This is a genomic window from Paracoccus sp. (in: a-proteobacteria) (assembly GCF_046289755.1).
In the GTDB taxonomy this organism is placed as follows: Bacteria; Pseudomonadota; Alphaproteobacteria; order Rhodobacterales; family Rhodobacteraceae; genus Paracoccus.
In genome coordinates this window covers 102,298-116,267 of record NZ_JBKBVD010000007.1, presented here as the reverse complement: position 1 = coordinate 116,267, position 13,970 = coordinate 102,298, and the positions used below count along the sequence as shown (strand labels likewise).

Here is a 13,970-nt window from a genome sequence, read left to right as displayed (position 1 = left end):
CGGGTCCGCGCCTGCCTGCCGGGTCCGTGCCTGCCTGCCGGGATCGCGCCTGCCCGCCGGGTCCGTGCCTGCCTGCCGGGATCGCGCCTGCCCGCCGGGTCCGTGCCTGTCTGCCGGGACCGCCCCTGCCTGCCGGGTCCGCGCCTGCCCGCCGGGTCCGCGCCTGCCTGCCGGGTCCGTGCCTGCCTGCCGGGACCGCGCCTGCCCGCCGGGACCGCGCCTGTCTGCCGGGACCGCGCCTGCCCGCCGGGTCCGTGCCTGTCTGCCGGGGCACCGGGCGTTCCGGCGTCGGTTGAGCGTGGGGGGCTGGCCGGGACCGCGCTGCATGCGGGCTGATGCCGAGAGGACCGCAGCGGCTGGCCCTCACCCTGTCGCTGCCGCCGGGGCACCTTTCCGACGCGTTCAGCCCGCGCGGGCAGGTCGCCGCGCAGGCCCGCCGCCGGCGCGGAGCAAGCCACGGACCGGCCCGCCATCTGCCCGCTATTTGCCACCGGTCCGCCTGTACAGCGCCGCGACGCGACGCGGGGGCGGGGGCGGGTGCGGCGACTGCGAGTGCCTCCATGCCGCCGCGCAACGGCCCGCCGGGACAAGGCGCCCGGACCCTTGCGCCACGGCCCCTGTCATCAGGCCGGATTGCGCAGCGCCGAGATCTCGGTGGCCGGGGCCGAACTGCCGCCCTCAAAGATCAGCACGGCGCCGCTGGGCCGGAACTCGGCCTCCGCGATCCGGGTATAGGCGCCGACCTTCGTATTGGCGACCTTCTCCTCACCGCGCCAGCTTTCCAGGGTAAAGCTGTACTTGCCGTCGGGCAGTTTGGTGCCATCGGTGCTGCGCCCGAACCAGTCGATCTGGCCCGTCCCTTTCCCGATCTCGGTGCGCCCGATCTCGCGCCCGGCGTCGTCGCGGGTGACAAGCTGCACAGTTTCGGCCTGCGGCGCAGGCGCGATGTCCAGCGTGATCGCTTTCTGGCCGAACCAGACCGGTGCGGTCGTGCGCGCCTCCTTGCCGATCCACGAGGCGATGTTGCCGGTCCCGCCCGAACTGCCGCCCGCCATTTGCGCCAGCAGCTTGTTTGTCTGCGCCTGCTGCTCGACCCCGGCGAATGTGGCCAGCTGGATTGCGAAATCCGTGCCCTCCATCGGGTTCAGCGGGTCCTGATTGCGCAGCTGCGCGGTCAGCATTTTGAGGAATGTGTCGAAATCGGCCCCCGGGCTGGCGCCCTTGAACCCGGCCGGGGCGCTGGCCGTCTCGGGTTTTGCCGCCGGGGCGGTGTTGCCTGCTGGTGAAACTGCCTGGGTCATTTCCGGCTCCTAAAGTCTGACATCAATCCGGCGCGCCGAGGCAGGCCGCCCGGTCTCGATGGCCAGCGCTGCGGTCAGCGCCGTGGCCATGGTGCGTGTCTCGTGGCTGTCCTGCCCGCCTGCGGTGCCGTCCTCGCGCGGCGGGTCGGGCATGTCCGGGGGCGGGCCGTCGCGGAAGTCCAGCAATCCGGCCTCGACCCCCGCATCCCGCAGTTCAGCCGTCAGCAGATCGACATTGCGGCGCAGCATCTCCAGCGTCTCCGGACGTTCCGCCCAAAGCACCAGCTGGGGCCGGTCATGCCCGGTCAGCACCATATGCAACCGGCCCAGCTCTTCCGGGGCCAGCGCGATTTCCGTGACACCCCCGCGGGTGGTGACCAGCGCGCCGCTGATCTGTCGCAGGATCGGCGCGACGGCTTCGGGGCGCCCCGCATCACCGTGCGGGGTCAGGGCCGTGGCCGGGCCCGCAAACCTGATGCCAGGGGCAAAGGCGCCGTCCATGCGCACAGGCTCGGCGGGCTGCGGATCATGTGCCGTCAGCCCCGATGCCGGCGCCGCCCGCGCGATCCGGTCAGGCGCCGCGTCCGGCGTCGAGGGCGTCGGAGCGGCCGCTTTGCGGGCGTCGGCCGGTTCGTCCGCGCCCCCCTGGCCGGTCATTCGCCGCGCGGGCTGGGGTGACGTCTCGGCATCGGCCTCGGCATCGGCATCGGGCGCCGGGCTGGCCGGGTCGCGCAGGGTCGCCGGAACGGGGTGGCGGCCCATCGCGGTGTCCGCCTGCCGCCGGTCGGCCACCAGCTGATCGGGGGTTGCGCGCGCGGTCGGTGCCGCCTGAGTCTCTGCAGTCCCGGCGACCTGCTGCGGCACCGCCCCGCCCGGTGTGGCGGTGGCGCCGATCTGCGCGCCGACCTGTGCCGGTGCCAGAGCCCCGGCACCTGCGTCTGCCTGCATGCGCGCGGGCGCAGCCGCTGTCGGGGCAGGGCTGTCGGTTCTGTTCCGCAGGTCTTGTGCCGGGGGGGCGTCCGTTCTGGTCAGCGGTTCCCCTGCGGCAGCCACCGCCCGGCCCGTCGTAGCGGGGACGGTCGCAACGGGGTCCGTTGCAACGGGATCGGCCTGCTGCGCGGGATCCGCCGCGAGCGCGGCCTGCGGTCCGCTGATCGGTTCGGGACCCGCCATCGCACCCGTGCCCTGCGCCTGCCTGCCCTGCGCCTGCGCGGCCTCGGCCCCGGTCTGCGCGGTCTGGCCCGCCAGCGGCTGCGAAACGCGCAGGAGGGACTCCTGCGCTGACCTCTCTGCATGGGCAAGCGGGGCCTCATCCGTGCCCATCGGGGCCACATCGGCGGTAAAAAGCATGTCACCCGCAGCCTGCGCGGCAACCATGTCGGCCGTCGTGCTGTCCGTCAGGCCGCCCTGCACCACCGCGCCTGGCACAGACCCGGTATCCGTCACCGGCGGCGGCTGTGGCGGGGCAAGTTCCGCGCTGATCCCGGCCAGATCCTCCAGCCAGGTCCGCAACGGATCGCCCCGCAGGGGCGGCGAGGCGGTGTCGGCCACGATATCGGGCATCGCCGTCGCCTCGTCGGGGCCGGTCGAAAACCCCTCATCGCCCTCATCGGAGGGGGGCCTGTCACCCTCGGCCATCATGGGCTCGGCCCTGAGGAACGCAGCCAGAGAACGGATCATTTCGGTCATGTTTAAATCCTGCCTTTCGGCATTTCTAACCCAAATTCCTTACCGATTATTTACTCCGCCCCGGTATATTCGCTGAATTCGCACTATTTCGGAGCTTTTGAATGTCGATGACAGCGCCAATCACGTCGATCCCCATCACCATTGGCCCCATCACCATTGGCCCGGCCACCATTGGCCCGGCCAGCATCGGGGCAGGCGCCCCTTTGCCCGATTCGCAATCGCGAACGGACGGGGCGGCCAGACAGCTTGAAACCCTCTTTCTGGAAGAGATGTTGAAATATTGCGGGCCGGGGCCGCTGTCGGGCGGGTTTTCGGGCGGCGCGGGCGAAGAGCAGTTTGCCAGCTTTCTGACGCGCGAACATGCCGCGATGCTGTCGCAGCGTGTGGATCTGGGCTTTGGCGCGGTTCTCGCGCGCGGGACAAAGGCATGATCCGCGCGGCCCTCAGGCATCTGGCGGCGATCCGGGCGGCGCTTCTGGCCGGTGATGCCGCAGCTGCGCAAAGCGGCCTCGATGCGCTGACCGCGCTGCTGGCGCAGGGCGTCGATCAGGCAGACTGTGACCGGCTGGAGCCGGCGCTGGCCGATCTGCGTGCCCTGGCCGAGGCGTCCTTGCGCGGGGCCGGGCAGGCGGTGGATGACCTGCGCGTGATCGTCCAGACCGCGCAGTCGCTGCAGACCTATGATCACGCGGGCCAGCGCCGGATTTCGGCCACGCTGGCGCCGCCACCGCATCGCTTTTGATAAAATGCGATGGGTTGTTTGTTTGTGAAGCGGGGGCGAATTCAGTAATTCTAAATCACCGGCAGCTAAACCGGTGACATGCCAGTAAGGCGGGGGATCTCCCTCTGGGTCAGAAGGCCAAAGATGTAATCACGGGCGCAAAGCGTCCTTTCATTGGAGGACAATATGTCCAGCATTCTGACCAATAACAGCGCGATTGTCGCACTTCAGACCCTCAAGTCGATCAACCACAACCTCGGCAAGACCCAGGCCGAGATTTCGTCGGGCAAGACGGTTGCGTCGGCCAAGGACAATGCCGCAGTCTGGGCGATCTCGAAGGTGATGGAGGGTGAACAGGCGGCCTTCAAGACGATCCAGAACAACCTGAACGCGGCGGGCGCGGTCGTGGCCACGGCCCAGACCGGTGCCGAAGGCGTTGCCGAAGTCCTGAAAGAGATCAAGACCCTGGTCACCGGCGCGACCTCGGATCTGATGGATGCCCCGGCCCGCACCAAGATCACGCAAGAGATCACCCGGAAAATCGAGCAGATCACCTCGATCACCTCCACCACCCAGATGAACGGCGTGAACCTGCTGGCCAACGACACGGCGCGTCAGTTCCTCGGCTCGGCCAATGCCGGCGTCGCGGTTGCGGCGGGCGCTTATGTCGGGGTGACCGGGATCAACATCACCGCCACCATGACCACGATGGGTGTGCTGCCGATTGGCACGACCGCAGATGCGGCAACCGCGCTGGCCGCCGTGGATACCGCGCTGAACACCGTTCTGACCGGCGCCGCCACCCTGGGCTCGACCGGCAAACGGATCGCCGATCAGTCGAACTTTGTCGGCAAGCTGGCCGATTCGCTCAAGGTCGGTGTCGGCGCGCTGGTCGATGCCGATATGGAAGAGGCCTCGGCCCGTCTGCAGGCGCTGCAAACCCAGCAGCAGCTTGGCATTCAGGCGCTGTCGATCGCCAATCAGGCGCCGTCGGCCATCATGGCCCTGTTCCGCTGATGACAGGCGGGGCGCCCATCGGCGCCCCGATCCCCCACGACATTCCACCAGAACGGGAACATGCCATTGAACGCGGTAACGCCACTCTCACAGCATGGCTACAATAACGGCGCGCTGCGCTGCGCGCGCGATATTGAATATGACGCATTTTCGCGCGTGACGCGCATGCTGCGCCAGTGCGGGCGCCGGTGCACCACGCCCCAGGCCGTTCAGGCGGTCCATCTGAACACCGAACTCTGGACGCTTCTGGCCGCCGATCTGGCCGAGCCGGGAAATGCGCTGCCGGACGAAACCCGCGCCGGGCTGATCTCGCTGGCCGGGTTCTGCATCCGCCACGGCCACAAGGCGATGACCGGCGAGGCATCGACCGACGTGCTGATCGACATCAACATGTCCATCATGAAGGGCCTGCGGGGCGAGGTCCCGGCATGAGCGGACTTGTCCTGAAGCTGGCCCCGAATGAACGCATCCTGATCAACGGCGCGGTGATCGAAAACGGCGACCGCAGGTCGCGCATCTCGATCAAGACCCCGAATGTGAAGGTGCTGCGGTTGCGCGACGCGATCCACCCCGACGAGGCGCAGACCCCGGTCTCGCGGGCCTGCTATATCGCCCAGCTTGTCCTGTCAGGCGATGCCGACCCGGCCGAGGGTCGCCAACAGCTTTTGCGCGCCATCGAACAGCTCAGTCAGGTGTTCGACGACCGCGACAGCAGGCTGCTTCTGGCCGAGGCGACCCGGAACGTGATCGGCGACAACGCCTATCAGGCGCTGCGCAAGCTGCGCGACCTGTTGCCCCGCGAGGCGCGCCTGTTCGCGGCGGCGCGCCAGTGAGGTTCCCATGATCCGCCCCATCCTCACCGGCGTCACCGGCCTTCTGGGCTGGCAGGTCCTGCAACGGACCGAGGCGCGGCAGATCGACATGCTGCGCAAGGATGCGATGGTCCAGCGCTCGGTCGGCTACCTGCGCGACAATATCGGCCAGACCACCTCGGCCGAGGCGCTGGTGGGTGATTACCGGATGCTGTCCGCCGTCCTGTCGGCCTTTGGTCTGGAAAACGACATCCCGAACAAGGCCTTCATCCGCAAGATTCTGGAATCCGATGTCACCGATGACCGCGCGCTGGTCAACCGGCTCAGTGACAAGCGCTATCTGCGCATGGCCGAGACGCTGGGCCTGGGCCGCAAGGACGGCCCGCCCGCCGGTCTGGCCGACACCCTTGGCACCGCCCTGATCGAACGCGAATACGAACGGCGTGTCGGGGCGGGCGATGAGGATCTGCGCATCGCCCTCAACGCCCGGCGCGAATTGCAGCGCTATGCGGGGTCCGAGTCCACCACCCGCACACAATGGTACGAGGTCATGGGCAACCCGCCCCTGCGCAAGCTGTTCGAGGTGGCGCTGGGCTTCAGCAAGTCCTTCGGCAGGCTGCCGGTCGAACGTCAGAACGCCGATTTCATCAAGGCGGCCGAGCGGCAGCTGGGCACGGCCTCGCTGGCCGATCTGTCCAGCCCCGAGGCGATCGAGGGGGTGATCCGCAAATATCTGGCGCGCGCGCAACTGACCCAGTCCGTCAGCCAGAACCGCTACAGCGCGGCGCTGACATTGCTGACCCGTCAGTAAGCCACCCCCGACCTTCTGGCGAGCTGTCCCCGACCCGCCCGTGACCTGCCACCGACCTGACGCCGACCTGCCACCGACCTGCCGGTAAAGGCGCGATGATGCCTTTTCGTTGATCCGACCCCCCGCCGGACCTTGCGCCCAAGGCGGTCTTGACTATAACCCCGGTCGATTTGCGCATATTCATCACAGCCGGGGGCAGCACCATGCCGAAGAGAACCGATATCAAATCTATCCTGATCATCGGCGCAGGCCCCATTGTCATCGGGCAGGCCTGCGAGTTCGACTATTCCGGGGCGCAGGCCTGCAAGGCGCTGCGCGAGGAAGGGTATCGGGTCATTCTGGTCAACTCGAACCCGGCCACGATCATGACCGATCCGCAGATGGCCGATGCCACCTATATCGAGCCGATCACCCCCGAGATCGTCGAAAAGATCATCGCCAAGGAACGCCCCGACGCGCTGCTGCCCACCATGGGCGGGCAGACCGGGCTGAACACCGCGCTGGCGCTGGCCGATGCGGGCGTGCTGAACCGCTACGGGGTCGAGCTGATCGGCGCGCAGCGCGCCGCCATCGAAATGGCCGAAGACCGCAAGCTGTTCCGCGAGGCGATGGACCGCATCGGTCTGGAAAATCCCAAGGCCACCATCATCGCCGCCCCCAGGGGCGCGAATGGCAGATACGACATCAATGCCGGCGTGACCCAGGCGATGGAGGCGTTGGAGGAAATCGGCCTGCCCGCCATCATCCGCCCCGCCTTCACACTGGGCGGGACCGGCGGCGGCGTGGCCTATAACCGCGACGATTACGAACGCATCGTGCGCTCGGGTCTCGACGCCTCGCCCATGGCGCAGGTGCTGATCGACGAATCGCTGCTGGGCTGGAAGGAATACGAGATGGAGGTCGTGCGGGATCGCAACGACAATGCCATCATCGTCTGCGCCATCGAGAATATCGACCCGATGGGCGTGCATACCGGCGACAGCATCACCGTGGCCCCGGCGCTGACCCTGACCGACCGCGAATATCAGATGATGCGCACCGCCAGCATCGCCGTTCTGCGCGAAATCGGGGTCGAGACCGGCGGCTCGAACGTGCAATGGGCCGTGAACCCCGCCGATGGCCGCATGGTCGTGATCGAGATGAACCCCCGCGTCAGCCGCTCCTCCGCGCTGGCCTCCAAGGCCACCGGTTTCCCGATCGCCAAGATCGCCGCGAAGCTGGCCGTGGGCTATACGCTGGACGAGCTGGACAATGACATCACCAAGGTCACGCCGGCCAGTTTCGAGCCCAGCATCGACTATGTCGTCACCAAGATCCCGCGTTTCGCCTTTGAAAAGTTCCCCGGATCGAAGCCGGAACTGACCACCGCGATGAAATCCGTGGGCGAGGTGATGGCCATCGGCCGCAGCTTCCATGAATCGCTGCAAAAGGCGCTGGCCTCGATGGAGAACGGCCTGACCGGCCTTGACGAAATCGCCATCGAGGGCGCCAGCGAACAGGGCAAGCCCGCCGTCATCGCCGCCCTGTCCAGGGCCACCCCCGACCGCATCCGTGTCATCGCCGAGGCCATGCGTTTCGGCCTCACCGACGACGAGATCCACCGCGTCACCAGCTTTGATCCGTGGTTCCTCGCCCGCATCCGCGAGATCATCGACGCCGAGCATGTCATCCGCGAAAACGGCCTGCCCTCTGATGCCGACGGGGTGCGCCGCATCAAGATGATGGGCTTCACCGATGCCCGTCTGGCCCACCTGACCAAGCGCGACGAATCCGACATCCGCCGCGCCCGCCGCGCCCTCGACATCCGCCCCGTCTTCAAGCGCATCGACACCTGCGCCGCGGAATTCGAGGCCCAGACCCCCTATATGTATTCCACCTACGAGGCCCCGGCGATGGGCGATGTGGAATGCGAATCCCGCCCCACCGATGCGAAAAAGGTCGTCATCCTCGGCGGCGGCCCCAACCGCATCGGACAGGGGATCGAGTTCGACTATTGCTGCTGCCACGCCTGCTATGCGCTGACCGATGCGGGCTATGAGACGATCATGATCAACTGCAACCCGGAAACGGTCAGCACCGATTATGACACCTCGGACCGGCTGTATTTCGAGCCGCTGACCTTCGAACATGTGCTGGAAATCCTGCACACCGAACAGAGTAACGGCACCCTGCACGGCGTCATCGTCCAGTTCGGCGGCCAGACGCCCCTGAAACTGGCCAACGCCCTGCAGGACGAAGGCATCCCGATCCTGGGCACCACCCCCGACGCCATCGACCTGGCCGAAGACCGCGAACGGTTCCAGCATCTGCTGCAGGATCTGGGCCTCAAGCAGCCCATCAACGGCATCGCCCATAGCGACGCCGAGGCGATCACCATCGCCGAACGCATCGGCTTTCCGCTGGTCATCCGCCCCTCTTACGTCCTCGGCGGCCGCGCGATGGAGATCGTGCGCGACATGGACCACCTGCGTCGCTATATCACCGAGGCTGTGACCGTCAGCGGCAAGAATCCCGTCCTGCTGGACAGCTACCTGTCCGGCGCGATCGAGGTGGATGTCGATGCGCTCTGCGACGGCCACAACGTCCATGTCGCTGGAATCATGGAACATATCGAAGAGGCGGGCGTCCATTCCGGCGACTCGGCCTGTTCGCTGCCGCCCCACACGCTGGACGCCGCCACCATCGCGGAACTCAAGGTCCAGACCGAGGCGATGGCCCGCGCGCTCAAGGTCAAGGGCCTCATGAACGTGCAGTTCGCGCTGAAAGACAACGAGATCTATGTCCTCGAGGTCAATCCCCGCGCCTCGCGCACCGTGCCCTTTGTCGCCAAGGCCACCGACAGCGCCATTGCCAGCATCGCCGCCCGTCTGATGGCCGGTGAGCCGATGTCGAACTTCCCCGCCCGCGCGCCCTATCCCGAAGGCGTCGGCCCCGAGGATGACCTGCCCTTTGCCGACCCGATGACGCTGGCCGACCCGATCACGCCCTGGTTTTCGGTCAAAGAGGCGGTGCTGCCCTTTGCCCGCTTCCCCGGCGTCGACACGCTGCTGGGGCCGGAAATGCGCTCGACCGGCGAGGTGATGGGCTGGGACCGCAACTTTGCCCGCGCCTTCCTCAAGGCGCAGATGGGCGCGGGCACCAACCTGCCGACCACGGGCCGCGTCTTCCTGTCGGTCAAGGATGCCGACAAATCCGACGCGCTGGCGCAGGCCGCCCGCGATCTGGTCGGCATGGGCTTTGACCTGATCGCCACCTCGGGCACGGCGGATTTCCTCGACGCCCACGGCGTGGCCTCGACCCGCGTGAACAAGGTTTATGAGGGGCGCCCGAACATCGTTGACCGCCTGAAGAATGACGAAATCGCGATGGTCCTGAACACGACCGAGGGCGTGCAGGCCATCGCCGACTCGCGCGAGATCCGCGCCGTCGCCCTCTATGACAAGATCCCCTATTTCACCACGGCGGCGGGGAGTATTGCTGCAGTGGCGGCGATCAAGTCGCGTGAGGAAGGGGAAGTGGGCGTGAGGTCGTTGCAGGCTTAGTTTGTTGGAGGGAGCGGCATGATAAGCGACGATCTTAGTAAGAGCATCGATTCCCCACACGTATGGGTTTCCTCACTTACTTTCTCGTCTGGACAAAAGTTCGAGTTTTCTCCAAATGAAAAGGTATTAATTGTCGGCGCTAACAATAGTGGTAAATCGCAAAGTCTTCGGGATATAAGAGATCATTTATCGTCTGTGAATCCTAAAGCTCGGCTGGTGGCGACCAATGCAAGTTTTGGATTTTCCTGTAGTCGTGAAGATTTTGCGGAGTATTTTTTACGGAATTCCATAGAGTTTGGCAGCGACCATGTTGTTTTTAACTCTACTGGCTTGCAGGCCGGAGCATATAACGGATGGCAAGCCGGTGGTAGGCTCTCTGGTGGGCTCAGTGCAGCATTTTTGAGTGTGCTCGACGCCATGTCACGTTTGGGCGGTGTTGGTCCTGTATCACATAGCGAGGGGGAGCAGCCACACTCTCACCCCTTGCAGTTTATGTACGATAGTCAAGCTATGTTGACTGAAGTTAATGAAATAATGAAGGCTTCATTTGGAAAAGAATTGCTTTTTGATTATCGATCTGGCGGCCTGATAATAGCTTATCTTGGATCGCGCCCAGATGAGGCGCTCTTCCCCAATCAGGCCTCTGATGAGTACGTCAAGATTGTGAGGGATAACCCTCGACTCGATAAGCAAGGTGATGGTATTAAGAGCTTTGCTGGAACCGTACTCAAGGCAATGTCAGTGCCAAGGTCTATTACGCTTATAGATGAACCAGAAGCGTTTCTGCATCCTCCGCAAAAAAAATTGCTAGGTGAACTTCTTGGCGACAAAATAAGCGGTCAAATCTTTGTCGCGACCCACAGTGGCGATTTTGTTCGCGGCTTTCTCGAAGGTACGCAGGGGGCCGTTCGGATTCTGCGCGTTATACGTGATGGAAACCTGAACTCCATTCACGAGGCGTCAACCGCTTCTATATCGTCTTTGTGGAAAACTCCGTCGCTTAAGTATTCGAACGCCATCGATGCGATATTTCATGATCAAGCGATAATTTGCGAAGATCATAGTGACTGTCTTTTGTATAATTCCGCGAGTAAGCATATTCAGAAGAATAGAGTTTCTCATGGCGACGACATCTCATTTATCCCGTCAGGGGGGAAGGACTCTGTTCCTAAAGTCGCCAAGACGCTTCGTGAAGTTGGTGTTCCAGTAAAAACTATTCTTGACATTGATGCACTTTCCGATTGGACATTCCTGTCGAAGCTCTTGATCGCTTTTGGCGCGGATCCTGAGCAAGCTAAGGTGCACTGGAGCAGAGTAAACTCTGAACTAAAGTCAAAGCACAAAACGAAATCAGAAGCGGAGATGTACGACGATTTATTGAGTTACGTTGTGTCGGTGTCGTCTGTAGAGTTTAGGGCAAATCGTGCTGCTAGTTTGGTTAAATCTCGCTCCGCGTGGGCCGCGCTAAAAGAGCATGGTGCTTCGGGATTGCCAAAGGGAGATGTTCGAAGGTACTTTGAAAGTTTAATCGAGTACCTGCAAGAGTATGGGATTTTTATTGTTCCTGTGGGCGAAATTGAAGGATTTTGTCCGGAGGTTGGTGGTCATGGGCCAAAATTCGTTACTTCAGTTTTAAACGACTATTCATTTGATGATGAAAAACTGAAGGGACTTATTGATTTTGTGGATCTGGTTGTTAAAGCCGATACTCAGTAGGTAGCATTGAGGAAGTATTGCTTTTGTCCTAATAGAGTTCCTCCCCTCACAACCCATTCCTCTTCCGCATCTCCTCCAACAGCGCCCGCTTCCCCGCCTCTGACATCTCACGCCGTGCCTCCATCGGCACGCCCGGCGTGCCATCCCCGACCGGCGCGCCCTCGGCCCCCATCGCCCGGTCCCACTCGCGTTGCAGATCCCCGAATTCGGGGCGGGCGCCGTCCAGCGCGGCCTCGTCGCGCCGCGCCAGATAGTCCATCGTTTCGGCCCCCTCGATCAGCCCCGCCAGCCGCGCGTGCATCCAGACCGACATCAGCCGGTTGACCCGAATTTGCCAGTCCGGCCCCATGGACCGGAAGAAGGCCACCAGATCCGCATCCAGCCGCAGCGTCACCCGCGTCTTGGGCGCCGTGCCCTTGGCCTGCGCGATCCGGTGCCATTCCTCGGGGATGCGCATCCGCGCCATGACCGTGCTGTGCAGATCCCATTCCAGCATCCGCATCGCGTCGGCCATATAGTGGTAATTCGCCCGCCGCGCCCCTTCGGCCCTGGTGATCGCCATCTGCCGCCCCTCTCGTGTCACCCGGCGATCAGCATCGGCGGGCGGGGTTAATGGCGGCTTAACGGGGCGGGCGTTGTCGGTGTACGCGCGGTGCACGCCCGGTGCCGCGCCGGTGCATCAGCGGTGCGGGGCCTCGCGGGCCAGCAGGTAGCAATCCATGATCCAGCCATGCGCCGCCCGCGCCGCCGCCCGCGCCGCCCGGATCCGCGGCGCCGTGTCGGCCAGAGGCCCGGCCTCCAGCACCTCTTCCGGCATGCCCAGATAGGCGCCCCACCAGATGAACAGCCCCTCGGGCGGCAGCTCGGCGAATGCGCAGGCGCCGTCCAGCATCACCAGAACGCGGTCGCATTCCGCGGGCCAGCCGTGGTCGCGCAGCTGTCGGCCCGTCGTGATCAGCACCGGAGACCCCAGCGAATTCAAGGGGATGGCATGGGCGGCGCAGAGGGCCTGAATGGCGGTGATGCCGGGGATGACGCGGGCGGGCCAGTCCAGCCGCGCCGCGATCCGCAGGCTGCTGTCATAAAGCGACGGATCGCCCCAGACCAGCAGCGCCACCGTGCCCCCCTGCGGCAGATGCCGCGCCACCTCGGCCCGCCAGACCCCGGCAATCGCGTCATGCCAGCGTTCCACCCCCGCCAGATAGCCGCCCGCCGCCTCTCTGAGCGGCAGATCGAAGGCCGCCACAGCGCCGCCGGGCCGGTGCCGCTCCAGCAGCGCCAGCCGCAGATGGGCAAGGTCTTCCTTGGCCTCGCCCTTGCGGGGAATCAGAACAAGATCAGCCTCTTGCAGGGCGCGGGCGCCCTGCAGGGTCAGGTGGTCAGGATGGCCCGTGCCGATCCCGATCAGGGTCAGACGGATCATGCGTAGAGGCGCTGTGTGACCAGCCCGCTGCCCCGCAAGCCGCGCGCCGCCTTGGCCCCCGCCAGCACCGCCAGATCGACCAGAGGCTCCAGCACGATGATCAGCAGATAGGCCGCGCCGAAGGTCAGAATGCCCGGCATCGCCCCGACCCCCTGCCCATACAGCGCCCAGAACGCGACCCATGCGACGACGCCGCCCTGAAACGCCCCGGACAGCGCCAGCACCTGCCCATAGCGCAGATCGACATAGGCCGTGCCCGGCGCAATGATCCGCCGCGCCAGCGCCGACAGGGCGAACAGCGGCACCAGCAGCGTGGTCACGTTCATCGCGTATTGGGGCAGGTCATCGGGGGCGAAGAACAGGCTTTGCAGCGCCAGCCCCGCCGCCAGACCGATGGCGGCAGGGGCCGCGCCGAACAGCAGAAACAGCGTCGAGCCGAGGATCAGATGCACCTCTGAGACGCCGACGGGGAAGGTCGGCAGAACCTCGAAAAAGACGAATGTGGCAAGGGTGGCCAGCGCCGCGCGCAGGGCCAGCGACCCCGCAGTGCTGCGCCGCGCCGTGTCCAGCGCCAGCTTCAGTGTATAGCCGCCTGCGGCGGCGGCAGTGGCGTAGCTCAGCACGAGTTTCGCGCCGGTCACGATGCCGGGTTCGATATGCATGGTCAGTCTCCTGTGGCCGTCACACCCGACGGCGGTGAAGTTGCCTGCATGGCCGGTCTCCTGGCTTGCGGGTCAGGGCGCGGCGTCGGCCTTCCCGGGGGCGGACCCCCAGTGGCCTTGGGTGACGCGCGCTCGCCGCTTACAGTCGCGGGGGCGGCTGAGGCCGGGGGCGCCGCGACTGGGTCCGCCCTTTCCTCATTCCCGATGAAGCCCGACGCTTGGCGTTCTGGCGGGCACCACACAGACCCTCACATAGACGTGAGGCGCGCGCACAGG

Annotated in this window: 13 protein-coding genes and 1 riboswitch; of the genes, 8 read left to right on the top strand and 5 right to left on the bottom strand. The window is 65.1% G+C overall.

What is annotated here, in order from left to right:
* Window positions 1-623: 623 nt before the first annotated feature.
* A complete protein-coding gene (locus tag ACK41U_RS04430) occupies window positions 624-1,301 on the bottom strand; it encodes a flagellar hook capping FlgD N-terminal domain-containing protein (RefSeq protein WP_409676548.1) in 678 nt (225 codons plus the stop codon).
* A 9-nt stretch (window positions 1,302-1,310) separates the two neighbouring features.
* Window positions 1,311-2,990: a flagellar hook-length control protein FliK gene (locus ACK41U_RS04425; protein ID WP_409676545.1), complete on the bottom strand. Its 1,680-nt coding sequence runs from the start codon at window positions 2,988-2,990 to the stop codon at window positions 1,311-1,313.
* Window positions 2,991-3,091: 101 nt separating this feature from the next.
* On the opposite strand from ACK41U_RS04425, the gene ACK41U_RS04420 reads away from it, so the two are divergent.
* The 8 genes from ACK41U_RS04420 to ACK41U_RS04385 all read left to right on the top strand — a co-directional run bounded on the left by ACK41U_RS04420 (window position 3,092) and on the right by ACK41U_RS04385 (window position 11,609).
* Window positions 3,092-3,421: a hypothetical protein gene (locus ACK41U_RS04420; RefSeq protein ID WP_409676542.1), complete on the top strand. Its 330-nt coding sequence runs from the start codon at window positions 3,092-3,094 to the stop codon at window positions 3,419-3,421.
* Window positions 3,418-3,732 carry a hypothetical protein gene (locus ACK41U_RS04415; RefSeq protein ID WP_409676539.1) on the top strand — a complete coding sequence of 105 codons (315 nt, stop codon included), beginning with the start codon at window positions 3,418-3,420 and terminating at the stop codon, window positions 3,730-3,732. The genes ACK41U_RS04420 and ACK41U_RS04415 overlap by 4 nt, the downstream gene beginning before the upstream one ends.
* A 165-nt stretch (window positions 3,733-3,897) precedes the next feature.
* A complete protein-coding gene (locus ACK41U_RS04410; RefSeq protein ID WP_409676536.1) occupies window positions 3,898-4,728 on the top strand; it encodes a flagellin in 831 nt (276 codons plus the stop codon).
* A gap of 60 nt (window positions 4,729-4,788) precedes the next feature.
* Complete coding sequence (gene flaF, locus ACK41U_RS04405; RefSeq protein WP_409676533.1) at window positions 4,789-5,160, top strand: flagellar biosynthesis regulator FlaF; 372 nt, start codon at window positions 4,789-4,791, stop codon at window positions 5,158-5,160.
* A complete protein-coding gene (flbT, locus tag ACK41U_RS04400; protein WP_409676530.1) occupies window positions 5,157-5,561 on the top strand; it encodes a flagellar biosynthesis repressor FlbT in 405 nt (134 codons plus the stop codon). The genes flaF and flbT overlap by 4 nt, the downstream gene beginning before the upstream one ends.
* A gap of 7 nt (window positions 5,562-5,568) precedes the next feature.
* Complete coding sequence (locus tag ACK41U_RS04395; protein ID WP_409676527.1) at window positions 5,569-6,351, top strand: DUF1217 domain-containing protein; 783 nt, start codon at window positions 5,569-5,571, stop codon at window positions 6,349-6,351.
* 203 nt (window positions 6,352-6,554) lie between these two features.
* Entirely contained in the window at window positions 6,555-9,893 is a 3,339-nt protein-coding gene (gene carB / locus ACK41U_RS04390; protein ID WP_409676524.1) for a carbamoyl-phosphate synthase large subunit, read from the top strand.
* Between the two features lie 18 nt (window positions 9,894-9,911).
* Complete coding sequence (locus ACK41U_RS04385) at window positions 9,912-11,609, top strand: ATP-dependent nuclease (RefSeq protein WP_409676521.1); 1,698 nt, start codon at window positions 9,912-9,914, stop codon at window positions 11,607-11,609.
* A 46-nt stretch (window positions 11,610-11,655) separates the two neighbouring features.
* Here the strand turns inward: ACK41U_RS04385 and ACK41U_RS04380 are convergent, their stop codons facing one another.
* The 3 genes from ACK41U_RS04380 to ACK41U_RS04370 all read right to left on the bottom strand — a co-directional run bounded on the left by ACK41U_RS04380 (window position 11,656) and on the right by ACK41U_RS04370 (window position 13,694).
* Entirely contained in the window at window positions 11,656-12,171 is a 516-nt protein-coding gene (locus ACK41U_RS04380; RefSeq protein WP_409676518.1) for a BrnA antitoxin family protein, read from the bottom strand.
* Between the two features lie 117 nt (window positions 12,172-12,288).
* A complete protein-coding gene (gene cobF, locus ACK41U_RS04375) occupies window positions 12,289-13,032 on the bottom strand; it encodes a precorrin-6A synthase (deacetylating) (protein WP_409676515.1) in 744 nt (247 codons plus the stop codon).
* Window positions 13,029-13,694, bottom strand: coding sequence for an energy-coupling factor ABC transporter permease (locus ACK41U_RS04370; RefSeq protein WP_409676512.1), 666 nt, complete (start codon window positions 13,692-13,694; stop codon window positions 13,029-13,031). The genes cobF and ACK41U_RS04370 overlap by 4 nt, the downstream gene beginning before the upstream one ends.
* A 32-nt stretch (window positions 13,695-13,726) precedes the next feature.
* Window positions 13,727-13,950: riboswitch (cobalamin riboswitch) on the bottom strand.
* Between the last annotated feature and the right edge of the window lie 20 nt (window positions 13,951-13,970).

Coding starts and splice junctions, on each gene's coding strand:
- ACK41U_RS04385 (WP_409676521.1), top strand. CDS start 9,912: ATGATAAGCGACGATCTTAGTAAGAGCATCGATTCCCCACACGTATGG.
- ACK41U_RS04410 (WP_409676536.1), top strand. CDS start 3,898: ATGTCCAGCATTCTGACCAATAACAGCGCGATTGTCGCACTTCAGACC.
- ACK41U_RS04415 (WP_409676539.1), top strand. CDS start 3,418: ATGATCCGCGCGGCCCTCAGGCATCTGGCGGCGATCCGGGCGGCGCTT.
- ACK41U_RS04430 (WP_409676548.1), bottom strand. CDS start 1,301: ATGACCCAGGCAGTTTCACCAGCAGGCAACACCGCCCCGGCGGCAAAA.
- cobF (WP_409676515.1), bottom strand. CDS start 13,032: ATGATCCGTCTGACCCTGATCGGGATCGGCACGGGCCATCCTGACCAC.
- ACK41U_RS04395 (WP_409676527.1), top strand. CDS start 5,569: ATGATCCGCCCCATCCTCACCGGCGTCACCGGCCTTCTGGGCTGGCAG.
- carB (WP_409676524.1), top strand. CDS start 6,555: ATGCCGAAGAGAACCGATATCAAATCTATCCTGATCATCGGCGCAGGC.
- ACK41U_RS04420 (WP_409676542.1), top strand. CDS start 3,092: ATGTCGATGACAGCGCCAATCACGTCGATCCCCATCACCATTGGCCCC.
- flbT (WP_409676530.1), top strand. CDS start 5,157: ATGAGCGGACTTGTCCTGAAGCTGGCCCCGAATGAACGCATCCTGATC.
- ACK41U_RS04425 (WP_409676545.1), bottom strand. CDS start 2,990: ATGACCGAAATGATCCGTTCTCTGGCTGCGTTCCTCAGGGCCGAGCCC.
- ACK41U_RS04370 (WP_409676512.1), bottom strand. CDS start 13,694: ATGCATATCGAACCCGGCATCGTGACCGGCGCGAAACTCGTGCTGAGC.
- ACK41U_RS04380 (WP_409676518.1), bottom strand. CDS start 12,171: ATGGCGATCACCAGGGCCGAAGGGGCGCGGCGGGCGAATTACCACTAT.
- flaF (WP_409676533.1), top strand. CDS start 4,789: ATGCCATTGAACGCGGTAACGCCACTCTCACAGCATGGCTACAATAAC.